Annotated in this window: 22 protein-coding genes; 7 read left to right on the forward strand and 15 right to left on the reverse strand. The window is 69.9% G+C overall.

The genetic code is table 11. The annotated features are described in order from the left end of the window. Positions 1 to 28 precede the first annotated feature (28 nt). The 6 genes from pstA to gloB all read right to left on the reverse strand — a co-directional run bounded on the left by pstA (position 29) and on the right by gloB (position 7,651). Positions 29 to 910, reverse strand: a complete 882-nt coding sequence (pstA, locus tag ABMY26_RS12845) for a phosphate ABC transporter permease PstA (protein ID WP_372396109.1) — start codon at positions 908 to 910, stop codon at positions 29 to 31. Positions 911 to 915: 5 nt separating this feature from the next. Then, a complete protein-coding gene (gene pstC / locus ABMY26_RS12850; protein ID WP_372396110.1) occupies positions 916 to 1,899 on the reverse strand; it encodes a phosphate ABC transporter permease subunit PstC in 984 nt (327 codons plus the stop codon). A gap of 110 nt (positions 1,900 to 2,009) precedes the next feature. Next, positions 2,010 to 3,077 carry a phosphate ABC transporter substrate-binding protein PstS gene (gene pstS, locus ABMY26_RS12855; RefSeq protein ID WP_045584979.1) on the reverse strand — a complete coding sequence of 356 codons (1,068 nt, stop codon included), beginning with the start codon at positions 3,075 to 3,077 and terminating at the stop codon, positions 2,010 to 2,012. Between the two features lie 186 nt (positions 3,078 to 3,263). After that, positions 3,264 to 5,861: a methyl-accepting chemotaxis protein gene (locus ABMY26_RS12860; protein ID WP_372396111.1), complete on the reverse strand. Its 2,598-nt coding sequence runs from the start codon at positions 5,859 to 5,861 to the stop codon at positions 3,264 to 3,266. Positions 5,862 to 6,193: 332 nt separating this feature from the next. After that, a complete protein-coding gene (locus ABMY26_RS12865) occupies positions 6,194 to 6,799 on the reverse strand; it encodes a glutathione S-transferase N-terminal domain-containing protein (protein WP_372396112.1) in 606 nt (201 codons plus the stop codon). 84 nt (positions 6,800 to 6,883) lie between these two features. Beyond that, a complete protein-coding gene (gene gloB / locus ABMY26_RS12870; RefSeq protein ID WP_372396113.1) occupies positions 6,884 to 7,651 on the reverse strand; it encodes a hydroxyacylglutathione hydrolase in 768 nt (255 codons plus the stop codon). Positions 7,652 to 7,705: 54 nt separating this feature from the next. Here gloB and ABMY26_RS12875 point away from each other — a divergent pair, with 54 nt between their 5' ends. Continuing rightward, on the forward strand, positions 7,706 to 8,515 hold the full coding sequence (locus ABMY26_RS12875) for a class I SAM-dependent methyltransferase (protein ID WP_372396114.1): 810 nt from the start codon (positions 7,706 to 7,708) through the stop codon (positions 8,513 to 8,515). Here ABMY26_RS12875 and ABMY26_RS12880 read toward each other — a convergent pair. After that, positions 8,500 to 9,726 carry a methyl-accepting chemotaxis protein gene (locus ABMY26_RS12880; RefSeq protein WP_372396115.1) on the reverse strand — a complete coding sequence of 409 codons (1,227 nt, stop codon included), beginning with the start codon at positions 9,724 to 9,726 and terminating at the stop codon, positions 8,500 to 8,502. The genes ABMY26_RS12875 and ABMY26_RS12880 overlap by 16 nt on opposite strands. Positions 9,727 to 9,992: 266 nt before the next feature. Here ABMY26_RS12880 and uvrC point away from each other — a divergent pair, with 266 nt between their 5' ends. Continuing rightward, the gene (gene uvrC, locus ABMY26_RS12885; RefSeq protein ID WP_372396116.1) at positions 9,993 to 11,909 is read left to right on the forward strand and encodes an excinuclease ABC subunit UvrC; all 1,917 of its coding nucleotides are present in this window, start codon (positions 9,993 to 9,995) and stop codon (positions 11,907 to 11,909) included. Between the two features lie 19 nt (positions 11,910 to 11,928). Here uvrC and ABMY26_RS12890 read toward each other — a convergent pair whose 3' ends face one another. The 4 genes from ABMY26_RS12890 to ABMY26_RS12905 form a co-directional block, all read right to left on the reverse strand. Beyond that, the gene (locus tag ABMY26_RS12890; RefSeq protein ID WP_372396117.1) at positions 11,929 to 13,236 is read right to left on the reverse strand and encodes a hypothetical protein; all 1,308 of its coding nucleotides are present in this window, start codon (positions 13,234 to 13,236) and stop codon (positions 11,929 to 11,931) included. A 75-nt stretch (positions 13,237 to 13,311) separates the two neighbouring features. Beyond that, positions 13,312 to 13,773: a DoxX family protein gene (locus tag ABMY26_RS12895; RefSeq protein WP_372396118.1), complete on the reverse strand. Its 462-nt coding sequence runs from the start codon at positions 13,771 to 13,773 to the stop codon at positions 13,312 to 13,314. Positions 13,774 to 13,904: 131 nt separating this feature from the next. After that, positions 13,905 to 14,894, reverse strand: a complete 990-nt coding sequence (locus ABMY26_RS12900; RefSeq protein ID WP_372396119.1) for a DMT family transporter — start codon at positions 14,892 to 14,894, stop codon at positions 13,905 to 13,907. 143 nt (positions 14,895 to 15,037) lie between these two features. Then, complete coding sequence (locus ABMY26_RS12905; RefSeq protein WP_372396120.1) at positions 15,038 to 15,877, reverse strand: 2-keto-4-pentenoate hydratase; 840 nt, start codon at positions 15,875 to 15,877, stop codon at positions 15,038 to 15,040. Positions 15,878 to 16,054: 177 nt separating this feature from the next. Between ABMY26_RS12905 and ABMY26_RS12910 the strand changes: the two genes are divergently transcribed. Further along, positions 16,055 to 17,371: an acetylornithine deacetylase/succinyl-diaminopimelate desuccinylase family protein gene (locus ABMY26_RS12910; protein WP_372396121.1), complete on the forward strand. Its 1,317-nt coding sequence runs from the start codon at positions 16,055 to 16,057 to the stop codon at positions 17,369 to 17,371. A 37-nt stretch (positions 17,372 to 17,408) separates the two neighbouring features. On the opposite strand, the gene ABMY26_RS12915 is transcribed toward ABMY26_RS12910, so the two are convergent. Further along, the gene (locus ABMY26_RS12915; protein WP_372396122.1) at positions 17,409 to 18,329 is read right to left on the reverse strand and encodes a LysR family transcriptional regulator; all 921 of its coding nucleotides are present in this window, start codon (positions 18,327 to 18,329) and stop codon (positions 17,409 to 17,411) included. 100 nt (positions 18,330 to 18,429) lie between these two features. On the opposite strand from ABMY26_RS12915, the gene speB reads away from it, so the two are divergent. The 4 genes from speB to ABMY26_RS12935 all read left to right on the forward strand — a co-directional run bounded on the left by speB (position 18,430) and on the right by ABMY26_RS12935 (position 22,140). Continuing rightward, positions 18,430 to 19,470 (forward strand): agmatinase, encoded by a 1,041-nt coding sequence (gene speB / locus ABMY26_RS12920; RefSeq protein ID WP_372396123.1) that lies wholly within the window; start codon positions 18,430 to 18,432, stop codon positions 19,468 to 19,470. An 86-nt stretch (positions 19,471 to 19,556) separates the two neighbouring features. Then, positions 19,557 to 20,537: an ABC transporter substrate-binding protein gene (locus tag ABMY26_RS12925; protein WP_372396124.1), complete on the forward strand. Its 981-nt coding sequence runs from the start codon at positions 19,557 to 19,559 to the stop codon at positions 20,535 to 20,537. 18 nt (positions 20,538 to 20,555) lie between these two features. Next, entirely contained in the window at positions 20,556 to 21,350 is a 795-nt protein-coding gene (locus ABMY26_RS12930) for an ABC transporter permease (protein WP_372396125.1), read from the forward strand. 10 nt (positions 21,351 to 21,360) lie between these two features. Beyond that, entirely contained in the window at positions 21,361 to 22,140 is a 780-nt protein-coding gene (locus ABMY26_RS12935) for an ABC transporter ATP-binding protein (RefSeq protein ID WP_045584989.1), read from the forward strand. 26 nt (positions 22,141 to 22,166) lie between these two features. Here the strand turns inward: ABMY26_RS12935 and ABMY26_RS12940 are convergent, their stop codons facing one another. The 3 genes from ABMY26_RS12940 to ABMY26_RS12950 all read right to left on the reverse strand — a co-directional run bounded on the left by ABMY26_RS12940 (position 22,167) and on the right by ABMY26_RS12950 (position 25,891). Next, complete coding sequence (locus ABMY26_RS12940) at positions 22,167 to 24,998, reverse strand: EAL domain-containing protein (RefSeq protein ID WP_372396126.1); 2,832 nt, start codon at positions 24,996 to 24,998, stop codon at positions 22,167 to 22,169. Beyond that, the gene (locus ABMY26_RS12945; protein ID WP_045585281.1) at positions 24,998 to 25,504 is read right to left on the reverse strand and encodes a hypothetical protein; all 507 of its coding nucleotides are present in this window, start codon (positions 25,502 to 25,504) and stop codon (positions 24,998 to 25,000) included. The genes ABMY26_RS12940 and ABMY26_RS12945 overlap by 1 nt, the downstream gene beginning before the upstream one ends. 66 nt (positions 25,505 to 25,570) lie before the next feature. After that, entirely contained in the window at positions 25,571 to 25,891 is a 321-nt protein-coding gene (locus tag ABMY26_RS12950) for a hypothetical protein (RefSeq protein WP_372396127.1), read from the reverse strand. Positions 25,892 to 25,904 lie beyond the last annotated feature (13 nt).

Here is a 25,904-nt window from a genome sequence, read left to right on the forward strand (position 1 = left end):
TTGGCGTCCATGTGGGTCATCGTCATGGTTACTTTCTCGTCGTGCCGAGACCGGCCAGCAGCCGGGCGCCGATGTTGAGGAGCAGGATGGCGACCGTGATCAGCAGCGCGCCGCCCCAGGCAAGCTGGCGCCAATCCTCATAGGGCGACATCGCGTATTGGAAGATGACCACCGGCAGGTTGGCCATCGGCGCATTCATGTCCGCGCTCCAGAACTGGTTGTTCAGCGCGGTGAACAGCAGGGGCGCGGTCTCGCCGCTGATGCGGGCGATGGCGAGCAGGACGCCGGTGATCATGCCGTTGCGGGCCGCGCGGTAGGCGACCATGGTGATCATCTTCCATTGCGGCGCGCCGAGTGCGGCTGCCGCTTCGCGCAGGCTGTTGGGCACCAGCTTCAGCATGTCCTCGGTCGTGCGGACCACGACCGGGATGACGATGACCGCCAGCGCCATGGCGCCCGCCCAGGCCGAGAAATGGCCCATGCGGATGACCATCACCTCGTAGACGAACAGGCCGACCATGATCGACGGCGCGCTCAGCAGCACGTCGTTGATGAAGCGCACCACCTCGGCCAGCTTGCTGCCGCGGCCGAACTCGGCGAGGTAGGTGCCGGCCATGATGCCGATCGGCGTGCCGACCAATGTGGCGACGCTGGTCATCACGATGCTGCCGAAGATGGCGTTCAGCAGGCCGCCCTCTCCGCCCGGCGGCGGCGTGTTCTCGGTGAACAGGCTGATGTTGATGGCCGACAGCCCGTTGAACAGCAGCGTCCACAGGATGGCGACCAGCCAGAACAGGCCGAAGCCGGCGGCCCCGAGCGCCAGGGAGAGGGCCACCTTGTTGACGATGCGGCGGCGGTGGTACAGCCCCCCGACGGGGACGGCCAGCGTCGCGGAATTTGACATGCTCATGGGCCTCAGACTCCGGCCTTGCGCTGCAGGCGCAGCAGCATCAGCTTGGCGATCGACAGCACGGCGAAGGTGATCAGGAACAGGATCAGGCCCAGCGCCACCAGCGATGCGGTGTAGACGTCGCCGACCGCCTCGGTGAACTCGTTGGCGATGGAGGCCGAAATCGTCGTGCCCGGCGCCATGATCGAGGAGCTGATGCGGTGCGCGTTGCCGATGACGAAGGTCACCGCCATCGTCTCGCCCAGCGCGCGGCCCAGCCCAAGCATGACGCCGCCCATGACGCCGGTGCGGGTGTAGGGCAGCACCACGTTCCACACCACCTCCCAGGTGGTCGCGCCCAGCCCATAGGCCGATTCGCGCACCATCGGCGGCACCGTCTCGAAGACGTCGCGGGTGATGGAGGTGATGAAGGGCAGCACCATGATGCCCAGGATCAGCCCGGCGGTCAGGATGCCGATGCCGTAGGGCGGGCCCGTGAACAGGTTGCCGATGCCGGGCACCTGGCCCACCGTGGCGATCAGGAAGGGCTGGATCGTCGACTGCATGAAGGGGGCGAAGACGAACAGGCCCCAGATGCCGTAGATGATGCTGGGAATGCCGGCGAGCAGCTCGATGGCGACGCCGAGCGGGCGCTTCAGCCAGGCCGGGCACATCTCGGTGATGAACAGCGCGATGCCGAAGCTGACCGGAATGCCGACGGCCATCGCGATGATGGAGGTCATCAGCGTGCCGTAGATCGGGGCGAGCGCGCCGAATTCTTCGGTCACCGGGTTCCAGACCTCGTCGGTCACGAAACCGAAACCGAAGACGCGCAGCGCGGGCAGCGCGCCGTCGATCAGCGATACCGTGACGCCACCGAGGATCAGCAGGACGACCAGGGCGAAAAAGAGCGTGGCGTTGCGGAAGGCCGCGTCCTGCAGGCGCTGGCGGCGGGCCCGTCGTGTGGTGGAGGCGTGTTCGTCGGTCAAGGCTAGCGCGATCTCGGTCATGGCCGCTCCGTGAGACGTGCGGCGGGAACGGCGAATTCCGTTCCCGCCGGCGGATCAGACCACCGGATGCGTCGGCTGTGCACCGGCGCGTCCGGGGTGGGGTGGCCGGCTTACTTGGCCGAAGCGGTCCAGATCGGCTTGCCTTCGACCTGGATGCTCTGCGACCAGGTCTTCTCGACCATCTCGATCACCGACGCCGGCATCGGGACGTAATCGAGGTCGGTGGCCATCTTGGCGCCGCTCTTGTAGGCCCAGTCGAAGAACTTCAGGGCTTCGGCCGAGATGGCCGGATCCTGCGGGTTCTTGTACATCAGGATGAAGCTGGCGCCGGTGATCGGCCAGCTCTCGGCGCCCGGCTCGTCGGTCAGCAGGACGTAGTAGCCCTTGGCGTTGGCCCAGTCGGCGTTCGCCGCGGCGGCCTGGAAGGCTTCGATCTTCGGCTCGACGATCTTGCCGTCCTTGTTCTGCAGGCCGAGGTGGGTGATGTTGTTCTGCTTGGCGTAGGCGTATTCGACGTAGCCGACCGAGCCGTCCGTCTGCTTGACCATGTTGGCCACGCCCTCGTTACCCTTGGCGCCGATGCCGGCCGGCCACTGGACCGAGGTGTTGGCGCCGATCTGGGTCTTGAACTTCGGGCTGGTCTTCGACAGGTAGTCGGTGAACAGGAAGTTGGTGCCCGACCCGTCCGAGCGGTAGATCGGAGCGATGGCGGTGTTCGGCAGGTTCACGTTCGGGTTCAGCGCCTTGATCTGGGCGTCGTTCCACTTGGTCACTTCGCCCATGTAGATGTTGGCGAGCACCGTGCCCGACAGCTTGATCTCGCCGCCCTTGACGCCCTTCAGGTTCACCACCGGAACGACGCCGCCCATGATCATCGGGAACTGGATCAGACCGGCCTGCTCAAGCTCTTCCGGCTTCAGCGGCATGTCCGAAGCGCCGAAGGTGACCGTCTTCGCCTTGATCTGCTTGATGCCACCGCCCGAACCGATCGACTGGTAGTTCAGGCCGGTGCCCGTCTCCTTCTTGTAGGCGTCGGCCCACTTGGCATAGATCGGATAGGGGAAGGTGGCGCCGGCGCCGGAGATGTCGGCGGCCGAGGCAACCGACAGCGGGGCGGCCGACACGGACAGGACGGCCAGGGCACCGAAGGCGGCGCAGCGAACGAACGCCGAGGTCATGGTTTTCACGGCTAAACTCCCGATAGGTTTGGACGGTGTCGTTGGGATCGAGGAAAGCCCGGCCTTGGCCGGACGTCGGTACCCGCCTTCTTCGTCGCGGTGACCATAGCCGCGGCCGGTGACGGGTTTGTTTTGTTTACGTGTCAGTTTTATGAAACCAACCCGTGCTTGCCCCGGACCGCCCGCTCATCGCGCGGCCCGGATTTCCTGGAGGAACAGATGCACGGCCGAGCCGAGGCTGGTCGCCTCGTGCGACAGGCTTTCGGCAACCTGCAGCACGTCGCCGGCCTGGGCGCGCACCTTGGCCGCGGCCTCCGACAGGCCGGCGACATGGTCGGATGCCGCCTGGGTGCCGACCGCGACGCGGTGCGAGCTGTCGACGATGCTCGCCGTGATGGTCGCCTGTTCCTCGATCGCCGCGGCGATGGCCGAGGCGTTGGATTCGATGCGCTGGACGCTGCCGGTCATGGTCGCCACCACCTCCACGGTCTCGCGGCTGGCCGACTGGGTCGCGGCGATCTGACGGGCGATCTCGGCGGTGGCCTGGGCGGTCTGGCCGGCCAGTGCCTTGACCTCGCCCGCCACGACGGCGAATCCCCTGCCCGCCTCCCCCGCCCTGGCGGCCTCGATGGTGGCGTTCAGCGCCAGAAGGTTGGTCTGGCCGGCGATCTCGTCGATCAGCCCGACGACGGTGCCGATCTCGCCCGCCGTGCTCGACAGCTCGGCGACGGTGGCCTTGACCTGCTCCGCCCCGGCGGCGGTGTCGCCGATGATGCGGGCCGATTCGCCGGTGCGCTTGCTGATCTCGGCGATCGATTGCGAGATCTCAGAGGCGGCGGTCGCCACCTGCTGGATGCCGGCGGCCATTTCGCCCGACAATTCCATCGCCGCGTCGGCGCGGTCGTTGGCGTTGGCGGCGATGTCGGTCAGCGAGCGGGCGCGCGCCGCCATCACGCGGGCGGCCTCGGCCAGCGTCTCGACGCTGCTCAGCACGTTGCGCTCGAACTGGTCGGCGATCTCCAGCATGCTGGTGCGGCGGGCGGAGGCCGCGTTGCGCCGCTCCACCTCGACCCGCTCGTGCGCCTCCTCCATCGCGCGGGCGTTGGCGATGAAGACGTCCAGCGCCAGCCCCATGTCGGTGATCTCGTCGTTGCCGCCCGCCTTGTGGTCGACCAGCAGGTCGCCGCCGGCGACCCGGCGCATCGCGGCGGCCAGCGTTTCCATCCGGCCGACGACGCGGCGCCCGACATAGAGGGTGACGATCATCCCGGCCAGCAGCACGCCGGCGGTCGCCAGCAGGATCTGCACCTCGTTGGTGCGCTCCAGCGCGTCATGGGCGGCGGTCGCGCCATCGGCGGTCGCCTGTTCGGCCGACTGGACCAGCCCGTCGACCATGGCGGTCAGGGCGGCGCCGGTGCTGCGGTTGCTGTCGATCAGCCCGGCATTGTCGGCATAGGCCTTCAGTTCGCCGCCGCGCAGCGCCAGGATGCCGTCGTCGCCGAATCCCAGCGCCAGCAGCCGGTCCGACAGCCGGCGGACCTCGCCGCCCAGATCGTTCCCCGACTCCTGCAAGGTGTTGCGGATGGTCGCCGCCAGCGGGTCCAGCGTGCGCCGCGCAGCGGCCAGCCGGGCCGGGGTCTCGGCGTTGCCGGCCTCGGCCAGCTTGCCGGCCAGCAGGTTGGCGTCGGCCATCAGACCGCTCAGCACGGTGTAGCGGTGCTGTGCCGCCGGGACCACGTTGGTCGACAGATCCTGCATCCGCTCGGCGATGGCGTTGCCCGCCTCGGCGATGCGGCCGCGCGAGTTCAGCATGAGCGGCAGCATGCGGGCGTTGGCGTCGCTGTCGAGCCGGACGATGTCGTCGACGCTGGCCGCCAGCGAGGCCGACAGCTTGGCGGCCTCGGCGTCGGGAATGCCGGGGGTGAGATGGCGGACGCGGCGCATGTAGACGCTGCGGTCGCCGTCGCCGAAGGTCGAAAGCTCGTTGATCGCCGCGACCACCGGGGCCGCCGCCTCGCTCTTGGCCAGCGGGCGCAGGGCGCCCTGCACGTCGGACAGCGCGGAGTCGAAGTCGGTGGACAGCGACATCACCTTGGACCGGTCGGTCTCGAAGGCGCCGATCAGCAGCGACTTGGTCAGCGCCGCCGCGGCACCGCGCAGCTGGAACAGCGGGATCACCGTCTGTCCCAGCTCGCCGCCGATCACAGCGGAGGATTGCGAGGTCGTCTCCACCATCGCCGAGATCGCCTGGGCCAGCTGTTCGCGCGAGGCCTGCATGTCCGGCTTCAGCGCCGCCAGCAGCCGGGCATGGGCGTCGCTCAGTTCCGTCAGCCGGGCGCTGCGCTGTTCCTGCAGGCTCAGCCGCCGGCCGGTCGCCGCCTGCAGTGCGTCGATGCTGCCGAGCAGCGAGCGCGCGGTGCCCGTCAGCTCCCCAATGCGGGCCGCATCGCCCTGGCCGACCGACAGCCGGGCGAGCTGACCGTCCAACCTGCCGCGCTGCGCCTCCACCGCGCCGCGCAGGCGGACCAGATCGTCTTCGGAGGACGCGGCGTCGATCAGCGGCCCCAATGCCAGGACGCGGGCGGTGGTGGTGGCCAGCCCGTGCGCGGCGCTCAGCACCGGCACCTGGGTTCCGGTGATGTCGGCGACATGGCCCCTGACCGCGCCGTAGGACATCCAGCCGACCACCGCCGCGATGCAGGGCAACGCCGCCACGGTGCCGAAGGCGATCAGCATTTTCGACTTGATGCCGGACCGCCGGCGCGGGTCGATGCGGTCTGCCATGTGGGCCACCCGTGGCTTGGAGGTTGTCCGTGCCGCGCCCGCGGTTCTCCGCAAGCCGGCCGAACCCATGGGTAGCCCCTCTGTTTGGATGTTTGAGTGACGGTTCGGTGAAGTTTTCGCTACGCACAATCGAAAGATCGCTGCGCGCCACAGATCCGATTGGATCGGTCCTGGTCACGAACTGGAAACGCGACAGTCATGGTGAATCGGGTATGAACATTCCATACACGCAAAAGCGGCGCCCATCATTGCCGGGCGCCGCATTATTACGCATCCCAAGGCTGGACTGTCCGGTCCGTCGCCTGGACCATACCGGTGTTACACGACTTGAATTATACCGGCGGCGCGGTCCGCAGCAGGCTGTCGCGGCCGGCCTGCCCGGCGAACCAGGCGGCGAGCGCCGGCCTGCCCTCGCGCCAATCCTCATGCCCGAAGCGGAAATCGAGGTAGCCGAGCGCCGCCAGCACCGCCAGCGTGCCGATGCTGTCGCCGCCCTCCAGCGACGCCGCCTCCGCCTCCAGCAGGTCGAGCGACCGGGCGACCGCCTTGCGCTGGCGCTCCATCCAGCCGGCGGACTTCTCGCCGTCGGGGCGGTTGGCTTCCAGCCGGCGCAGGATCGCCGCGTCGCAGATGCCGTCGGCGATGGCCTGGAGGCGCAGCGCCGTCCAGCGTGCCGGGCCGGCGGGCGGGAACAGCGGCGCCCGGTCCCCCAGGCTGTCGAGATATTCGGCGATCACCGGGCTGTCGAACAGGGTCGTCCCATCCTCCAGGGTCAGCGCCGGCACCTTGCCGAGCGGGTTGTCGGCCGTCAGGTCGGTGTCGGCCGACCAGGGATCGGTCGACACCCGCTCCACCCGGTCCTCCAGCCCGCGTTCGATCACGACCATCATCACCTTGCGCACATAGGGCGAGGTGGGGCTCCAGCGCAGCGTCGGCATCGGCGTTCCTTCCACGGTGAACTTGTCTCGACCGAAGCCTAGACCGCGGCCCGGCGGCCGGTCCAGAGGCCCGGCCGGCAGCCCTCACCCGCGGAAATGGTCCTTGCGCCGGCGCAATTCGGCGAAGACCTCCACCGCCGGGGCGCCGGCCATGCCGACCGCCGCCTGGACGCCGGGATCGTCGGCGCGCAGGAAGGGATTGGTGCGGCGCTCCATGCCGATGCTGGTGGGAATCGTCGGCTGGTTGCGGTCGCGCAGCTCCGCGACCTCCTCCATCCGCCGGTGCAGGGCGGCATTGCCGGGATCGACCGCCAGGGCGAAACGGCCGTTGGACTGGGTGTATTCATGGCCGCAATAGACACGTGTCCGATCGGCCAGGGCGCGCAATTCCTGCAGCGAGTCCCACATCTGGGCCGGCGTGCCCTCGAACAGCCGGCCGCAGCCGAGCGAGAACAGGGTGTCGCCGCAGAACAGCGAGTCCGCCGCCTCGAACCAGAAGGCGATATGGCCGCTGGTGTGGCCGGGAACCGCGAGGACACGGGCGGTCTGGCTGCCGAACACGGTGCGGTCGCCGTCGCCCAGCATCGCGTCCAGGCCGGGGATGCGGTGGGCGTCGGCGCGGGCGCCGACCACGCTGGCGCCGTAGCGCTCCTTCAGCTCCCCGGCACCGCCGATATGGTCGTCATGGTGGTGGGTGAGGAAGATGTGGGTCAGCGACCAGCCGCGCCGCTCCAATTCGGCCCGCACCGGCGCCGCGTCGCCGGGATCGACCACGCCGACCTTGCCGGATGCCGCGTCGCGCAGCACATAGATGTAGTTGTCGGCGAAAGCCGGAACGAGAATGACCTCCACGGCAGCGGACTCCCTGCTGTTGCGATACGAAACCCGTGTTACGCTTGGGATACCATGTACACAGATATCGTCGATCTGAGGGAGTTCTACGAGTCCGGATTGGGCCAGACCGCCCAGCGGATGATCCGCCGGCGCATCCGCAACATCTGGCCCGACGTGCGCAACCAGATCGTGCTCGGCATCGGCTACACCACGCCCTACCTGCGCCCCTTCATCGGCGAGGCGGACCGGGTGGCGGCGGTGATGCCGGCCAGCCAGGGCGTCAGCTTCTGGCCGGCGGAGGGGCCGGGCATGGTGGCGCTGGGCGACGAGGCCGACCTGCCCTTCGGCGACAACACCATCGACCGCGTGCTGCTGGTCCATGGGCTGGAGGGCACCGAGCAGCTGCGGCCGATGATGCGCGAGATCTGGCGGGTTCTGGCCGGCGGCGGCCGGGTGCTGGCTGTGGTGCCGAACCGCCGCGGCCTGTGGGCGCGCGCCGACTGGACGCCCTTCGGCCACGGCTTCCCCTATTCCTCGTCGCAGCTGAAGCAGGTGCTGCGCGACACCATGTTCGTGCCGGAACGCACCCGCCACGCCCTGTTCATGCCGCCGCTACGCTCGCGTGTCCTGCAGAAGTCGGCGCCGGCCTGGGAAGAGGTCGGCGGGCGCTGGTTCAAGGCCTTCGCCGGGGTGACGATGATCGAGGCGTCCAAGCAGATCTTCGCCGGCGTGTCGCGCCGGGCGGCGCACCAGCCGGTCAAGCGCCGGCTGATCGTGCCGCTGCCGGGCGGCGCCGCGCCCGCCGCCCGCATCACCGTGCTGCGCAGCACCATCACCGGCAACGACCCGGTGGATAGCGGCCAGCCCTACCCGCGGACCTGACGCAGCGCGTCCGACAGCCGGCCGCCCAGGCCATTGCCCAGGCTGCCGGCACGGCTGGCGATGGTCTGCCCAAGCGCCGTCAGCTCGTCGAGCGTGCGCGTCACCCCGCCCAGCGTCTGTTCGGCGTCGCCGATCCGCTGCTCCGCCGCCATGGCGTCCTGGCGGGAGCGGTCGAGCGAGCGCGACACCTCCGCCGTCAGCGCCGCCTGTTCGTCGATTGCGGCGGCAACGGTGCCGTTGATCGTCTGGATCGAGCCGATGGTGGAATGGATGCGGCCCAGCGCCTCGTCCACCGCGGCGGTCTCCTTCTGCAGGTTGGCGACCTGATCGGCGATCTGCTTGGTGGCGTCGGCGGTCTGGCGCGACAGCGCCTTCACCTCGTTGGCGACGACGGCGAAGCCGCGCCCGGCCTCCCCCGCCCGTGCCGCCTCGATGGTGGCGTTCAGCGCCAGCAGGTTGGTCTGGCTGGCGATTGCGTTGATCAGCTTGACCACGCTGGCGATCTGTCCCGCCGCCGAGCGCAGCGAGGTCATCACCGTGGTGGCGCGGTCGCTGTCCGATGCCGCCGCGAGGCTGATCTCGCGTGCCTTGCCGGTGTCGCCGGAAATCTGGTCGGAGGTGGAGGCCAGACGGTCGAGCATGCCGGCGATGGCGCTGACCGAGCCGTCGACCGCACGCGCCGCCCCGGCGGCATCGGCGGTCTGGCGCAGCCCGTCGGCCCCGGCCTTGCGGACGGCGGCGACCGCCGTCTCCAGCCTGCGGCCCGCCTCCGTCAGCTCGCCGGCCAGCCCGCCGACCTCGCGCTCCACCCGGTCGGACAGGTCGCGCACCAGCGCGATCCGGCGGGTTTCCGCCGTTTCCGCCCGCAGGGCCGCCGTCACCCAATGGCGGGCGAGGCGGGCGTAGCGGCGGGCCTGCTCGGCCGTGCCGGTGATGGCGAGCGCGCCGACCCGGTCGCCGTCCAGGTCGATGGCGATGGCATAGCCCTCGCGCATGGTGCCGCCGGACTTCGCGGCGTCCTCCCGGCTGACCGCGCGTTCGTCCAGCCGGCGGCCGACGATCTCGGTGGCGACAGGATGGGCGGTGCCGATCCGCTCGCGCGCGGTGGAGGCGGTCACGCTGCCGGTTTTGCCGACGAAGGAGACGACGGCGTCCAGCTCGCGGCCGATGGAATCGCAGATGTCCTGTAGGATGGTGACGCTGATGTCCAAGGCGCTTCTCCCCTGTTCGGTCGGTTCGTTTCGTTGCCCCGCATACCAGACGGGGAATATCTTCCATTCAATCCGTCCGCATCGGATATTATACGCAGCACCTATGAATGCAGAGTTGAAAGAATGCCGCAGCCGGCCGGACATGCCGGTCGCCTGCCCTGATTCATGCATTCCCCATCCGATTCTTGTCTCTTGGACCCGTTCCGTTCTACTGGTTGGGTAGGCAGCGAATCGGGAATGCGGTCGGAAAGGCGGGAGATCAGGACGTGCAGACGGACGGGGCGTCCAATCGCGGGGCGGAGGTGATCCGCGCCCAGCTCGCGACCCTGCCGGACACGCCCGGCGTCTATCGGATGCTGGCGGCCGACGGGTCGGTGCTCTATGTCGGCAAGGCGAAGAACCTGAAGCGGCGGGTGGCGAGCTACACCCGGACCGACGGGCTGCCCGGCCGCACCCGCCGCATGGTGGCGCTGACCCGCGCCATGGAGTTCGTCACCACCCACACCGAGGCCGAGGCGCTGCTGCTGGAAGCCAACCTGATCCGCAGCCTGCTGCCGCCCTTCAACATCCTGGTCAAGGACGACCGGTCCTTCTCCTACATCGTGATCGGCAAGGGGCACGAGTTCCCCCGGCTGATGCAGCACCGCGGCAGCGCCGAGCGGCGCGGCACCACGGGAAAGGGCGGGGCCGGCAAAGGCAACCGCCGCGATTCGGACCTGTTCGGCCCCTATGCCTCGCCCCATCTGGTCGGCATGACCATCGCGGCGCTGCAACGGGCCTTCCTGCTGCGCAGCTGCGACGACGGGGTGTTCGCCTCGCGCACCCGGCCCTGCCTGCAACACCAGATCAAGCGCTGCTCCGCCCCCTGCGTCGGCCGCGTCGGCGAGGAGGAGTATGCCGCCCAGGTCCAGGGCGTGCGCGACGTGCTGTCCGGCCGCAGCGCCGAGGTCCAGGCGGACTTCGCCCGCCACATGCAGGACAGCTCCGACCGGCTGGAGTATGAGGACGCCGCCCGCTGGCGCGACCGCATCCGCGCGCTGACGGCGCTCCAGAGCCGCCAGGACATCAACCTGGAGGACACGCTGGGCGACGCCGACGTGCTGGCCCTGCACCGCGAGGGCGGGGCGGCCTGCGTCCAGGCCTTCTTCTTCCGCGGCGGGCGCAACCAGGGCACCCGCGCCTTCTTCCCCCGCATCGACGCCGAGGAGGAGCCGGGCGACATCCTGGCGGCCTTCGCCGCCCAGCTCTATGCCGACACCCCGCCGCCCGCCCTGCTGCTGCTGAGCCACCCGGTCGCCGCCCCGGACCTGCTGGCCGAGGCGCTGGGCCTGACCGCCGGCCGCCGCGTCGCGGTGGAAACCCCCAGGCGCGGCCCCAAGCGCCGCACCGTCGAGCATGCGCTGACCAACGCCCGCGACGCGCTGGGTCGGCGGCTGGCCGACCGCTCGACCCAGGCGGCGCTGCTGGAGGGGGTGGCGCGCGTCTTCGCCCTGCCCGCCCCGCCGCGCCGCATCGAGATCTACGACACCTCGCACATCCAGGGCGCCTTCCCGGTCGGCGCCATGGTGGTGGCGGGGCCGGAGGGGTTCCAGCGCAACGCCTACCGCCGCTTCCACATCCGCGATCCCGAGGCGGCCGGCGACGATTACGCCATGCTGCGCGAGACCTTCACCCGCCGCTTCGCCCGGGCGCGCACCGACGATCCAAGCCGCGACGAACAGGGCCGCAGCGCCGGCCTGTGGCCCGACCTGATCCTGATCGACGGCGGGCTGGGCCAGCTCAACGCGGTCCGCGACGAGCTGGCAATGCTGGGGATCACCGACATCCCGCTGGTCGCCATCGCCAAGGGGCCGGACCGCAATGCCGGGCGCGAGCGCTTCTTCCGACCCGGCCAGCCGCCGCTCAGCCTCGCCGCCAACGACCCGGTGCTGCATTTCCTGCAAAGGCTGCGCGACGAGGCCCACCGGACCGCCATCGACAGCCACCGCGCCCGCCGCATGAAGGCGATGTCGCACAGCCGCATCGACGGCATTCCCGGCATCGGCCCGACCCGCAGGAAGGCGCTGCTCCACCATTTCGGCAGCGCCACCGCCGTCGCGTCGGCCGGGCTGAAGGATCTGGAGGCCGCCCCCGGCATCAGCGCCGCCATCGCCCGCAAACTCTACGAGCATTTCCATGGGTAAAGCCGGGGGGAACGCTCCCCTACGGCACAAGCTTGCCGGTGAACGGGTTCCAGCCCAGCGCCGCCAGCGCCGCCCAGGCGGTGGCGCCCAGATGGGGACGGCGGTAATAGAGGAAATCGTCGGTCTTGCTGTCGGGGCCGATGGCCAGCCCGGTGGTCAGAACCTGCGGCCGGGTGGCGTAGAGATAGCCGCCGGGGCTGAACTCCTTGAGGATCTCGCCGAACAACCGGTCGGCATCGCCGCGCCGCCCGACCATGCGGTAGGCAAGCGCCGCCTGCGCCGTGCCCTCCACCCACATGCCGTCGCGGTCGTCGTTGAAGTCGAAGCCGCCGTCGGCGCCATGCGCGCGCTCGGCATAGGACAGCGCGGCCCGCCACGCGTCGGGCGCATCCGGCAGCAGCAGCGGCCAGAGCTGGGCGTCCAGCCCGGAGGTGGCGTTGCTGACCGTCACGCCGTCCGGCGCGGTGCCGATGGGGAAATGGCCGCCGCCGGCCGCCCACAGGGCGTCGAGGAAGCCGCGCGCCTCGCGCTCCGGCCCGGCGAAATCGCCGCCCAGCCAGCCGAACAGGGCGACGAGGTCGGTGTTGTGCTCGGTCGATTTCCACGGCAGCGGCTGCGGCGAATCGTCGAAGCCCTGGAGGCCGCCGTTGAAGCCGCCGGGGCCGCGCGGGTCGCGGGTGTGGTCGACGGTCCAGCGCGCCAGCTCCGCCGCGCCGTCGCGGAAGCGGGCCTCGCCGGTGCGGTCGGCAAGCGTCATCAGCGCCAGCCCGGCCCAGGCGACGTTGCCGGTGGCGGTGCCGACCTGATAGGGATCCTCGCCCCACTGGTTGCCGACCGCGTCCCACCAACCGTTGGGCGGGATCGGCCGCTGTTTCTGCGCGCCGCCGCGGTAGGCGTTGCGCAGCCGCCCCTTCCTGCCGGCGCGGTCGAGCGACACCGCGTCCAGCAGCGCCTCGCCGATGCGCAGCGCCCGGTCCTGCCGGCCGCAGGCGGTCAGCGCCATGATCGCCAGCGCGTTGTCGTAGGTGAAGGCGGCATTCGACAGCGCCGGTTCCGAGGTCGGGCCGGGGGCATAGGAATTGTCGTAGCTGCGCAGGAACAGCGGCCCGCGGCCCGACACCTCGTCGACGCGGGCCGTCAGCGTCGCGCAGGTCTTCTGCGCCAGTTCCTTCGCCGGGGCCGCCGGGGCCGCCGGAGCGGCGGCGGATGCGGGAGCGGACACGGTCATGGCGGCGGACAGCCCGAGCAGGACGGCCGCCAGCGCGGCGCGGCGGAACCGTGCCAGCCCTTGCCCGGACTCTCGCTTTTCGCTGACACGCTTGGACATATCGCTGACCGCCGGCCTGATCTGGAGGGCTCCCAGATATGGCCCCTTTCCCGGCCGGCGGCAACCGCAAGGCGGTCAGCGGCGCCCCGCAAGCCAGCCATCCACGCTGAACCGGCCGCCGCCCGCAGCGGCCAGCCCCAGGAAACCGCCGATGATGGCGAGGTTCTTCATGAACTGGATCTGCTGCATCTTCATCGCCTCCGGCGCGGCATCCCAATAGCGGTGGGCGATCAGTGTCGCGGCGACGGTGAAGGCGGCGACCAGCAGCGCCGCCAGCCGGGTCCAGGCGCCCAGCACCACCGCCAGCCCGCCGAACGCCTCGACCAGCGCGCCGACGGTGCCGAGCACCGCCGCCATCGGCACGCCCTGGCTTTCCAGCCCGCCGATGAAGCCGCCGAGCGCCATCAGCTTGCCGAAGCCGCTCTGCACGAAGATCGCCCCCAGCAGCACGCGCGCCGCCAGCAGCAGCGCATCCTGTCCGGCGGTCGTCACGCCGGCCATGCCGGCACCGGTCGAAGTGGTCGAACTGGTCATCATCGCCGTCATCCCCCTGCTGCGCGCCGGCCAGGCTTGCCGGGCGCTTCTCTCAGGAGATGGGACGGCGGCGGGCCGACGGTTATTCCGCCGATGGCAGAGGAAAGCAGGCAGAGGAAAACAGGGCCTTGCGCTCAGGCAGTCTTCCACAGCGTGATGATCAGGACGCCGGCCACCGTCAGGGCGGCACCGGCCAGTTGCAGCCAGCCCAGCGGCTCCGCCAGCACCAGATAGCCGAACAGCGCGGCGGCGACCGGACCGATGGCGCCGCTCAGCGCCACCATGTTGGCGCCGACCCGCCGCAGCGCCTCCGCCGTCATCAGGACGGGCAGCACGGTGCAGACCACCGCCATCGCCGCCGACAGCCCATAGACCGGCAGCGGCAGGTCGAGCGCCGACAGCGGCCGCAACACGGCGAACTGCGCGATGCAGCACAGCGAGGCCGCCGTCATCGCATAGGCGGTGAAGCGCATGGAGCCGATCCGCTGCACCACCCGGCTGCTGCCGACCAGATAGATCGAATAGAGGAAGGCCCCCATGAAGACCAGCCCGGCCCCGGTGAGGAAATCGGGATGGCCGGTGCCGATCTCCGACCACACCACCAGGGCGACGCCGGCATAGGAGACGACCAGCGCCACCACCTCGCGCAGGCCGATCCGCTTGCCGAGGAACAGTGCCGACAGCAGCACCACGATGGTCGGATAGAGGAACAGCAGCAGCCGCCCCATCCCGGCCGAGACATAGCGGAGCCCGAGGAAATCGCAGAAGCTGGCGGCGTAATAGCCGGTGATGCCGAGCCCGATGGTCAGCGCCAGATCGCGGCCGGAAACCGCAGCCCGCTCGCCCGGCTTCCCCGCCCCCCGCCGCCCCGACCACAAGGCCATGCCCAGGAAGAAGGGCAGCGCGAAGACCATGCGCAGCATGATCAGCGTCACCGGATCGACGTCGTAGCGGTAGGCCAGCTTGATGATGACCGGCCGCATCGAGAAGGCCACCACCCCCGCCACCGCCAGCCCCAGCCCGATGAGCAGATGGACCGGCGGAAGCAGGGAGGTCTCGACGGCGGGGCCGGACGGCAAGCTGGAAGACGGCAGACTGGAAGACGGCAGACTGGACTGGGACAAGGGGGGCACTCGGGATCGGGAGGGGGAGGCCATTCAAGCATCCCCGCGCCGGTTTGGCTCCCCCCAAGGCCGCGGGCGGCCATGCCCGCAGCCACACCCTGGAATGCACCGTCCGCGCTGCTGACGGTGAAGAGCCTCGACGATCAGCCGGCGGGAGCCGCGGCGACGGCGGTGCCGGTCATCGGCGCCAGGCCGGTGAAGCAGATGCGGGCCTCCTGCCCGATGGCGATGGAATGCACGCCGGTGAGGGCGCCGGTCGACACCCATTGCCCGGCCTTCAGCGGCCGGCCCAGCCGCGCGGCCATGCCCAGCGCCACCGCAACCGCGGCGGGGATGCCGCCCGGCAGCTTGGCGGCGCTGCCGACGCCGACGCTCTGCCCGTCGATCAGAACCTCGGCGCGCAGGACGTCGGCGCCCTCGACAGCGCCGACGATCTCCTCGCCGACGATCAGGCCGGTGTTGTTGCCGAACACCGCGGTCGAGGCGGTCGGCCCCAGATCGTTGACCGGGGCCAGCGGGCCGCCCGCCACCTCGATGGCGGCATGGACGGCGGCGATGAAGGCGGCGGCCTCCGCCGGGCTGTAGTCCAGCTTGTCGACGGGCGCGTCGGCGGCGATGCGCACCGCGAACTCGGCCTCCACCGCGCCGAAGCCGCCGGCGATCACCGGGAAGCTCAGCGGACCGTCTCCACCCTGCACCACCGTGCCGGCGAAGACCGGGCCGATGAAGCGGATGGCGCCCAGCGCCTCCTCCAGCGCCGGGGGCACGCGCGCCACCTTCCAGCCGGCCACCTCGTCGGGCCAGGACGCGGTCGCGGTGGCCTGGATGGCATAGGCGGTCGCCAGGTCGGCCGGCAGCGGGCCGGGGAACCCGGCAAGGCCGGTCGCGCCGCGGCGGGCGGCGACGAAGCGGGCGGCGGCCTCGGCGATCACCGGGTCGGCCAGGGTCGGGGCGCTCAGCCCGATGGGATGCGTGACGGTCATGACGGGGTCTCCACTGCCTTCTCCACTGTGGAGGGCGCGGCGACTGTAGCCGCCCGGCGCGCCGCGGGAAAGTGCGCTGCACAAACGAAGCCCCCGACAACGCGACGCCCGAAAGGCAGGGTGGACGGACCGTGGGGATGGCGCGACACTGGACCGGAGCTTGCCAGGGGAGAGGCCATGCAATCCGCCGCCAATCCACGCGCTACCGACCCGCTGTTCCGCCGGATCGAGGCGCGGCGTGACGATCTCGTCGCGCTGACGCAGGCGCTGATCCGCATCCCGACCGTCAATCCGCCCGGCGACGCCTACACCGCCTGTGCCGAACTGATCGGCCGGCGGCTGGCGGCGCGCGGCTTCGCGGTCGAGTATGTGCGGGCGGAGGGGGCGGCCGGCGACAGCGACCGCTATCCGCGCACCAACGTCATCGCCCGCATCGAAGCCCCGCGGCCGGGGCCCTGCGTCCATTTCAACGGCCATATCGACGTGGTGCCGGCCGGAGAGGGCTGGACCGTCGACCCCTTCGCCGGGGTGGTGAAGGACGGCCGGGTCTATGGCCGCGGCGCCTGCGACATGAAGGGCGGCATCGCCGCGTCCATCGTCGCGGTGGAGTCGCTGCTGGACGAAGGGCTGCTGACCGCGGGGGCCCTGGAGATCTCCGGCACGGTGGACGAGGAATCCGGCGGCTATGGCGGGGTCGGCCATCTGGCGAAGCTCGGCTATTTCTCACGGCCCAGGGTCGACCACGTCATCATCCCGGAGCCGCTGAACGTCGACCGCGTGTGCGTCGGCCACCGCGGCGTCTGGTGGGCGGAGATCGAGACCAAGGGCCGCGTCGCCCACGGCTCCATGCCCTTCCTCGGCAACTGCGCGGTGCGCCACATGGGCGCGGTGCTGCACCGGATCGAGACCGAACTGCTCCCCCGCCTCGCCGCCAAGCGCACCGACATGCCGGTGGTGCCGGAGGGCGCGCGCCAGTCCACCATCAACATCAACGCCATCCATGGCGGCCAGCGCGACGACCATGACGGGCTGCCCAGCCCGATGGTGCCCGACCGCTGCCGCATGGTGATCGACCGCCGCTACCTGATCGAGGAGGATCCGGCGGCGGTGCGCGGCGAGATCGTCGCCATCCTGGAGGATCTGCGCCGCAGCCGCCCCGGCTTCGACTACGAACTGCGCGAGGTGCTGGCCTTCCTGCCGACGATGACCGACGCCGACGCCCCCGTCGTCCGGGCGGTGGCCGCCGCCATCGAGACGGTGCTCGGCCGCCCGGCGCAGCGCGTGGTGTCGCCCGGCACCTACGACCAGAAGCATGTCGTGCGCATCGGCAATCTGAAGGACTGCATCGCCTATGGCCCCGGCGTGCTCGACCTCGCCCACCAGCCCGACGAATGGGTCGGCATCGACGACATGGTGCATGCGGCGCAGGTGATGGCGCTGGCGACGCTGGGGCTGTTGGCGCCGGGCGGCGCAGGGCCGGACTTGCCCTTCTGAAAGGCCGTCCGCGACCGGCGGAGGCGCCGCGCGCGGATCAGCGCAGTTTGCGCGCGTGGACTTCGATCAGGCAGTCACGGAAGGCCTTGGCCACCCGCGACAGCACGCTCTGCGGCAGATGGGCGACGCACAGCGCGATCTTGAAGCTCAGGAGATCGGGGCGCAATGCCCGCATCTCCCCGCCATCGACCCAGCGCTGGGCATAGTGGCGCGGCAGGAAGCTGACGAACCGGCCGCTCAGGACCAGATGCGCCTGCCCCTCCATGTTGTAGGCGGTGGCGCTGGGCGCATGCTTGAACAGCGTGTTGAAGCCAGTCGCCACGGCATAGCCGCGGCGGGCATAGGCCTGTTCGGCGATGCGTTCCAGCGACACCCGCGCGGCGTCCGCCGCGTACAAAGGATGGCGGGCGCCGCAGAACAGGTTCTGCTCCTCGTGGAACAGCTGCTGCAGCTGAACCGCGCCGTTCATCGGCTGGTTCGGCACGATGGCGATCTCCATCTGCCGGCTGAGCAGCTCGGTCTCGATCTGGTTGGGCGAGACGATCATCAGCGTCAGATGGACGTCCGGAACCCGTTCGTTGAAGGCGGCGACCGCCCGGTCCAGGGCGCAGGCTGGATTTTCGACCACGGCATCGACGACGCCGATCCGCAGCTCCCCGACCAGCCGGCCGCGCATCGCGCCCACCTCGGTGCGGAAATTGTCCATCGCCGCGAAGAACTTGATGGTTTCCGCGTAGATCTTCTGCCCATGTTCGGTCAGCGAGAATCCCGACCGCCCGCGCCGGCACAGCGTCAGCCCGAGGCGGGTTTCGAGCGCGGCCATCTGCGCGCTGATGGTGGAGCGCGAGATGCCGAGCTCGCCCTGCGCCTGGGTGAAGCCGTTGTTCTCCACCACGGTCCGGAAGATCCGGAGCTGGCGCAGGTCGACGTCGCTCAGCGGCGGCAGGCTGGGCTGCATGATAGGTTGGCTTTGTCGGACGTGAAGGTTTGAACTTCGATATTATTGGACGTTTCATCCTATGGCAACGTTGCGGTCATCGACCCCCGTGGAGACCGCGATGCCCCTGAAATCCGACGGCGGACAGCCTCTGCCGGATGCCGCGCCGATGCCTGCGCCGCCTTCTGCGCCGACATCCTTCCAACCCGTGTCGGCATTCGACCTGCCGCGCTATGCCGGACTGCCCAGCTTCATGCGCCTGCCCTATCTCGGGCTGGACGACGCGGCCACCGCGGAGGTGGACATCGCCATCGTCGGCGTGCCGTGGGACGGCGGCACCACCAACCGGCCCGGAACGCGCCATGGCCCGCGGCAGCTGCGCGACCTCTCCACCATGATCCGGCCGGTCCATCCGGTGAGCGGCGTCAACCCGTTCACCCTGCGCAACGTCGCCGACCTGGGCGACTCACCGGTCAATCCGGCCGACGTCGCCGACGCGCTCGACCGCATCGCCGGCTTCTACGGCAAGCTCACGAGCCGCGGCATCACGCCGCTCAGCGCCGGCGGCGACCATCTGGTCTCCTACCCCATCCTGAAGGCGCTGGGTGCCGACGCGCCGCTCGCGATGATCCATTTCGACGCGCACACCGACCTGTTCGACAGCTATTTCGGCGGATTCAAATACACCCACGGCACGCCGTTCCGCCGCGCCATCGAGGACGGCTATCTCGACCCCCGCCGCGTCGTCCAGATCGGCATCCGGGGAACGATGTATGACGGTGCCGACGTCGCCTGGGGCCTGGAACAGGGGGTGCGGATCATCCGCATCGAGGAGGTCGAGGATCGCGGCATCGACTCCGTCATGGCGGAGGCGCGCTCCATCGTCGGCGACCATCCCACATATCTCAGCTTCGACATCGACGCCATCGATCCGGCCTTCGCGCCGGGCACCGGAACCCCGGAAGTCGGCGGCCTGACCACGCGCGAGGCGCAGCGGATGGTACGGCTGCTGTCGGGCCTGAACCTCGTCGGCGCCGACCTCGTCGAGGTCTCGCCGCCCTTCGACCCGTCTGGCGGCACCGCCTGGGTCGGCATCTCGATGATGTTCGAGCTGCTGTGCCTGCTCGCCACCTCGCCCGCCACGCTGCGCCGCAAGGCCTGATCCGCAGGCTCCGCCCCGCCCGGCCATTGCGGCCGCGGGATCGCGGCCTCCCTTATCGCCCCCTCAAAAACCAGAGAGCCCGAAGCATGAAGCAGTTTCTTTCGCGTCTTCGCGCACCGGCCCTTGCCTTCCTCGCCGCCCTGGGCGGCTTTGCGACCGGCGCCGCGGCCGACCCGCTGACCGTCGCCCTTTCGACCTGGGTCGGCTACGGCCCGCTCTACATCGCCAAGGAGAAGGGGTTCTTCAAGGACGAGGGCCTGGACGTCAAGCTGGTGCTGATGGAGGACGTCAAGACCCGCATGCCGGCCCTGACTGCCGGGCGCATCGACGTGGCGGTGACCACGGTGGACGCGGTGCTCGCCTTCACCTCGGCCGACCGCCCGCTGACCTATCTGTTCGCGGTCGACGACAGCCGCGGCGGCGACGGCATCGTCGCGAACAAGGCGATCAAGGACGTCGCCGGCCTGAAGGGCAAGAAGATCGCCTTCACCGAAGGGTCGGTGTCGCAGTTCTTCCTCGGCGTGCTGCTGAAGGATGCCGGGCTGACGGTCAAGGACGTCGAGGCCCTCAACATGACGGCCGGCGATGCCGGCGCCGCCTTCGTCGCCGGCAAGGTCGACGCCGCCGTGACGTGGGAGCCCTGGCTGAGCCGCGGCAAGGCCACGCCGCACGGCGCGCTGCTGGTGGACAGCTCCGCCAAGCCGGGGCTGATCACCGACGTGATGGTGACGACCAAGGCCAAGCTGGAGGCCCGCCGGCCGGAGATGACGGCGCTCTACCGGGCCTGGAGCAAGGCGGTCGACTGGCAGAAGACCCACGCCGACGAAGCGGACGCCATCATGGCGAAGGGCGTCGGCGGCTGGCTGGAGGATCCGAAGGTGTTCGCCGAGACCCGGGCCGGCATCGTCTTCTACGATTCCGCGATGAACGCGACCTTCATGGACCCGGCCAAGCCCGACGGGATCGTCGCCACCATCGCCAACGCCAAGGCGCTCGGCGAGGCCGCGGGCCTGTTCAAGCTCGACGCCGACCCGGCCGGCATGGTCGCCGCCGGCATCGTGAAGTGACGTGACGGAGCAGGCACCATGTCGACCCGTTCCCTTTTCGCACCGAAAGTCGATATCCCGCGCGGCGCCGCGCTGGCGCTCGGCGCCGGCTCCGTCGGCACATTGCTCGGCATCTGGTGCCTGCTCACCTACGGCGGCTTCACGCCCCCCGACTTCCTGGCCGCGCCCGACCGGGTGCTGGCCGCCGGGATCAAGCGGATCGGCGACCTGTCGCTGTTCCGCCATATCGGGTCCAGCCTGACCGTCATCCTGTCCGGCTTCCTGCTGGCGTCGATCCCGGCGGTGCCGCTCGGCATCCTGATGGGCAGCTTCCGGGCGGTCCAGGCGGCGGTCGAGCCGATCACCGGCTTCATGCGCTACATCCCCGTCTCCGCGCTCATCCCGCTGCTGATCCTGTGGGTCGGCATCGGCATCGAACAGAAGATCATGGTGATCTTCCTCGGCACCTTCTTCCAGCAGCTGATCCTGATCTCCGACGTGTCGGCACGGGTGTCCAAGGATCTGATCGACTGCGCCTACACGCTGGGCGCCAGCCGCCGGCAGGTGGTGCAGCGCATCCTGTTTCCCGCCTGCCTGCCGGGCGTGATGGACAATCTGCGCGTCACCATGGGATGGGCCTGGACCTATCTGGTGGTGGCGGAGCTGGTCGCCGCCGACAGCGGCCTCGGCTACATGATCCTCAACGCGATGCGCGGCCTGTTCACCGACGTGATCCTGCTCGGCGTCTTCACCATCGGCTTCCTTGGGCTGGTCACCGATTCCCTCTTCAAACTGCTGCGCCAGCGCCTGCTGTCCTGGTCCGCCGATCTGTAAGGAACGCCCGATGAGCCTGCTCGCCCTCGACGACGTCACCGTACGCTTCAAGCCCAAGGGCAAGCCCACGGTGACCGCGCTCGACACCGTTTCGCTGCGCGTCGCCCACGACACCTTCGCGGTGATCGTCGGGCCCTCCGGATGCGGCAAATCCACCCTGCTCCGGCTCGTCGCCGGGCTGGAGACGCCGACGTCCGGCAGCATGACGCTCGACGGCAAGCCGATTTCCGGTCCCTCGGCCGACCGCGGCATGGTGTTCCAGAGCTACACCCTGTTCCCCTGGCTGACGGTGCGCGACAATGTGATGTTCGGCCCGAAGCTGAAGAAGCTGCCGAAGGCGGAGTGCGAGGACATCGCCGACGACCTGATCCGCGCAGTCGGCCTCGCCGGTTTCGAGCGCTCCTTCCCCAAGGAACTGTCGGGCGGCATGCGCCAGCGCGTGGCGCTGGCACGCGCGCTGGCCAACGACCCGCGGATCCTGCTGATGGACGAGCCGTTCGGCGCGCTCGACAGCCAGACCAGGCAGCTGATGCAGGAACTGCTTCTCGACGTCTGGCAGGCGCGGCGCAAGACGGTCCTGTTCATCACCCACGACATCGACGAGGCGATCTTCCTCGGCGATGCCGTGCATGTGATGACCGCGCGTCCCGGACGGATAAAACGCTCGCTGACCATCGACATTCCCCGCCCGCGCGACCTCGACGCCCTGACCTCGCCGGACTTCATGCGCTACAAGAAGGAGGTGCTGCATCTCATGCATGACGAGGCGGTGCTCGCCGCCCGGGTCTGACCGCAATGCGGAGCACCGCCGCCATCCTAGCCGACCGGCACCGCATCCCGCGCATCCAGCCGGCCCAGCAGCCGTTCCACCTCCTCCACCGGGATCGGGCGGCTGAACAGATAGCCCTGGTAGCTTTCGCAGGACAGATCGCGCAAAAGTTGCAGCTGCTCCTGAGTTTCCACCCCTTCGGCGATGACCGACAGGCCCAGGCTGCGGCCGAGCCCGACGATGGCGCGCGGCACCGACGTGTTGCCGGCGCCGGTCGACAGGTCATGGATGAAGGAGCGGTCGATCTTAAGCTTGTCGATCGGCAGCCGGTGCAGATAGCTCAGGCTGGAATAGCCGGTGCCGAAATCGTCCAGCGCGATCAGCACGCCGCGCCGCTTCAGCGCCGCCAGCGTCGCAGCCGCCGCTTCGACATCGTCGATCAGGCTGCTTTCGGTCACCTCGATCTCCAGTTCCGGTCCGCCCAGCCCGTTGGCGTCGAGCGCGCGGGCGACCTTCGCCGGCAGATGGCCGTCGCGGAACTGCGCGCCGGAGACGTTGACCGCCACCGGCACCGACAGGTTGAAGCGCGTCCGCCAGCGCCGGATCTGGGCGCAGGCCTCGAACAGCACCCAGTCGCCCATCGCCAGCACCAGCCCGGTTTCCTCCGCCACCGGCAGGAAACGGCCGGGCAGGACCGTCCCCTCTTCCGGATGGCGCCAGCGGACCAGCGCCTCCAGCCCGACGATGCGGCCGGTCAGGGTGTCGACCTGCGGCTGATAGACCAGGAACAGCTCGTTCTCGCGGATGGCGCGGCGCAGGCTGGCTTCCAGGTCCATGCGCTCGCGCGACCTGGCCCCCATCTCCCTGGTGACGAAACGGAAGCCGTTCCGGCCCTGCTCCTTGGCATTGTACATGGCGATGTCGGCGCAGCGGATCAGCCCTTCCGGGTCGTCGGCATCGTCGGGATAGAGGCTGATGCCGATGCTCGGCGTCACCACGAAATTCTGGCCGCCGACCGTGAAGGGGCTGGCGAGATGGGCCACCACCTTTTCCGCCACGCGGGCCGCACTGCCCGGCTCCGTCACCCGGCGGGCGACGATCAGGAACTCGTCGCCGCCCAACCGCCCGACCGTGTCGGATTCGCGCAGGCCGGCCTGCAGCCGCCGCGCCACCGACCGCAGCACCTCGTCGCCGAAGCTGTGGCCCAGGCTGTCGTTGATCACCTTGAAGCGGTCGAGATCGATGAACAGGACCGCCACCTTGCTGCCGTCGCGCCGCGCCTCGCGCAGGGCCTGGGCGATGCGGTCGTACAGCAGCACCCGGTTGGGCAGGCCGGTCAACGCGTCGAAATGGGCGAGATACTGGATGTGCTGCTCGGCCCGGCGCTTCTCGCCGATGTCCTCGGCGAAGGCGACGACGAATTTCAGCTCGCCGTCGGCGGTGACCGGCTGGAAATGCAGGCTGAAATGGCTGCGCCGCCCGCCAAGCAGCAGCGGCTGGTCGGATTCCAGCTTGCCGCTCTCGCCCTGCAGCGCCGCCTCCAGCGCGAAGACGGCCGCCTGGTCGCCGAAGCGCAGCCGGACGTCGGTGCCGACCAGCGCCTCCCGCGGCAGCCCGGAGGCGGCGGCGAAGGACGGGTTGCAGTCCGCCACCAGACCGTCGGGGCCGACCAGCGCGATCCCCAGCGGCGCCTGGGTGAACAGCTGCCGCCGTTCCGCCTCCTGCAGGCGCAGCGAGGCGGTCATCTTCCCCGCCAGCTCCAGCGCGCGGGAGTGGGTCGCCAGCATCATGCGCAGGATCAGCGACAGCGCGACGCTGAGCGCGATGCCGCCCGCCAGCAGCGCTCCCGGCACCCAGTCATGCGCGGTCAGCAGCGTATCGGGAAGGCTGTGGTAGCGCACGGTCCAGGCCCGGCCGCCGACCGGCAGCTCCCGCGTCACGCTCAGCGTGCCGTCTCCCGGGCCATCTCCCTGGCCGTCATCCCCCTGGGCCGGGCGGTGGTTGCGATAGAGCGGCACCTCGGCCTCCGCCAGCGGCGCGTCGAAGATCTCGATGCCGGCATCGGGCCGCAACGCGTCGGTCAACCCGTCCACCAGCGGACCGATCCGCACCGGCGTCAGCACCACGCCGGTGAAGGCGGCGCGCCGGGCCTCCGGCGAGGGCGGCAGCGGATCGCCGCGGTAGGTCGCCTGATAGAGGATGAAGGCCGGCTTCGCTCCGGACGCCTCGTCGATCTTCAGCGTGATCGCCCGGGTCGCGGCGGGCTGTCCGCTGTCGCGCGCCCGTTCGATGGCCGACCGCCGCACCGCCTCCGACATCATGTCGAAGCCGAGGGCACGGGCATTCGCCTCGTCGGCCGGGGCGGCGAAGACGTTGACCACCCGCTCCGCCCCCGCGGTCTCCGGCCAGATGCGGAAACCCGACAGGCCGGCCGCGCGCATCGACGCCACAAGGTCGCCGGCCTGCGCGGCGGCCACGGCACGGGCATAGGCGATGGAGATGATGCCGGGATAGCGCCGCGGGACGTCCAGCGCCTCCACGAAACGGTTCCACTCGGTCCAGCGCAGGTCGGGAAAGGTCATCGCCAGCGACGCCGCGGCCTGGGCGACCTGTTCGTACACCCGTATCCGGTCGGCCAGCTTGCTGTGCAGTTCCTCCACCCGCAGGGCGAAGCGATGCTCCTCCTCGTTGCGCAGCAGGCGGTCCGATTGGACCAGGGCCAGCACCGACACGCCGACGCCGGCAATCAAAGCCAGAACAGGGACGGTGGCCGATAATGGCAGGCTGCGGAGAAGGCGGCGAAGAACCGGTTCCGGGCAAGGGTCCGGATGTGGGGCCGGCGGGCTGTCGATGATGGGATCGGCTGCCGGCTCCGCCATCAGAACTCCTCTAGGATCTTGGGGCTGGTCAGGAGGAGCTGTTCGATCATGCCCAGGATCTGCTCGATCTTGGTGCGGGTGGCGTCGAGTTCGTCGGCGGTCTTGTCGTCGATGCCGGCTTCCATCAGCATCGTGTCGAAGGTGTGCAGTGTCTCGTTGAAGGCCTTCTGTTCGGCCACCAGCACGTCGAAGGCGCCGAGCGAGGCGGTCAGCGCCAGCGGCGGATCGCTGACGAAGGAATGGCTGATGTCGGTGAAGATCGCGATGGCGCTCAGCTTCTGCCGCAGCACCCATTGCGGGAAGTTGGACGGCAACTCCCTGCCCGCCGCCTCCAGCCTTTCCTGGATCGAGAAGATCAGCCCCTGGATGTCCAGGTAGGCGGCGCGGATTTCGCGGAACCGGGGGAAGGTCCTGGGCTTTCCCGCGGCGCGCAGCCTGCCCAGTGCGGCGATGTCCTCGGTCAGCTTGCGGGCCATCCGCAGCACGACGTCCGTCACCTTCGACATCATACGCCTCCGCTCAACGCCCGCCCCCGCCTCTCTCCCATGCCGGCCATCGTCTCAAGAACGGTTTCACGGACGGCCGGCATATGTCGGCGAGCCTACATCAGAATCCACCCCGATCGTTAGTATTACAAATCGGCGTGCGGCGCGGCGATGTGCCGCCCGCCGGCACTGCCCCGTCGAGCTCGTCGAGCAGCGCGATCTCCAGATGACGCGATCGACCTTGGCGGTCCTGATGATCTTGCCGGGAATGTCCTGCTCGAACAGCAGCGACCGCTGGTTGCCAAGCATGCTCTCGACGCCGCATGTCGCCTGGACGCTGCGCAGGATCGAAGCGCTGCCGGCCGCGCTGCTCTCGGCGATGCGGGCGGTGCCGGATTGCTGCGCCAACAGGCGCCGATTC

This window comes from Azospirillum sp. HJ39 (assembly GCF_041507355.1).
Taxonomy (GTDB): Bacteria; Pseudomonadota; Alphaproteobacteria; order Azospirillales; family Azospirillaceae; genus Azospirillum; species Azospirillum thiophilum.

Excerpts from the sequence above, each read along its gene's own strand:
- ABMY26_RS12915 (WP_372396122.1), bottom strand. The coding sequence starts at position 18,329 with ATGCAGCCCAGCCTGCCGCCGCTGAGCGACGTCGACCTGCGCCAGCTC.
- ABMY26_RS12930 (WP_372396125.1), top strand. The coding sequence starts at position 20,556 with ATGTCGACCCGTTCCCTTTTCGCACCGAAAGTCGATATCCCGCGCGGC.
- ABMY26_RS12890 (WP_372396117.1), bottom strand. The coding sequence starts at position 13,236 with ATGTCCAAGCGTGTCAGCGAAAAGCGAGAGTCCGGGCAAGGGCTGGCA.
- ABMY26_RS12940 (WP_372396126.1), bottom strand. The coding sequence starts at position 24,998 with ATGGCGGAGCCGGCAGCCGATCCCATCATCGACAGCCCGCCGGCCCCA.
- pstS (WP_045584979.1), bottom strand. The coding sequence starts at position 3,077 with ATGACCTCGGCGTTCGTTCGCTGCGCCGCCTTCGGTGCCCTGGCCGTC.
- ABMY26_RS12935 (WP_045584989.1), top strand. The coding sequence starts at position 21,361 with ATGAGCCTGCTCGCCCTCGACGACGTCACCGTACGCTTCAAGCCCAAG.
- ABMY26_RS12945 (WP_045585281.1), bottom strand. The coding sequence starts at position 25,504 with ATGTCGAAGGTGACGGACGTCGTGCTGCGGATGGCCCGCAAGCTGACC.
- pstC (WP_372396110.1), bottom strand. The coding sequence starts at position 1,899 with ATGACCGAGATCGCGCTAGCCTTGACCGACGAACACGCCTCCACCACA.
- speB (WP_372396123.1), top strand. The coding sequence starts at position 18,430 with ATGCCCCTGAAATCCGACGGCGGACAGCCTCTGCCGGATGCCGCGCCG.
- ABMY26_RS12860 (WP_372396111.1), bottom strand. The coding sequence starts at position 5,861 with ATGGCAGACCGCATCGACCCGCGCCGGCGGTCCGGCATCAAGTCGAAA.
- ABMY26_RS12910 (WP_372396121.1), top strand. The coding sequence starts at position 16,055 with ATGCAATCCGCCGCCAATCCACGCGCTACCGACCCGCTGTTCCGCCGG.
- ABMY26_RS12875 (WP_372396114.1), top strand. The coding sequence starts at position 7,706 with ATGTACACAGATATCGTCGATCTGAGGGAGTTCTACGAGTCCGGATTG.
- ABMY26_RS12865 (WP_372396112.1), bottom strand. The coding sequence starts at position 6,799 with ATGCCGACGCTGCGCTGGAGCCCCACCTCGCCCTATGTGCGCAAGGTG.
- ABMY26_RS12925 (WP_372396124.1), top strand. The coding sequence starts at position 19,557 with ATGAAGCAGTTTCTTTCGCGTCTTCGCGCACCGGCCCTTGCCTTCCTC.
- ABMY26_RS12895 (WP_372396118.1), bottom strand. The coding sequence starts at position 13,773 with ATGATGACCAGTTCGACCACTTCGACCGGTGCCGGCATGGCCGGCGTG.
- pstA (WP_372396109.1), bottom strand. The coding sequence starts at position 910 with ATGAGCATGTCAAATTCCGCGACGCTGGCCGTCCCCGTCGGGGGGCTG.
- ABMY26_RS12905 (WP_372396120.1), bottom strand. The coding sequence starts at position 15,877 with ATGACCGTCACGCATCCCATCGGGCTGAGCGCCCCGACCCTGGCCGAC.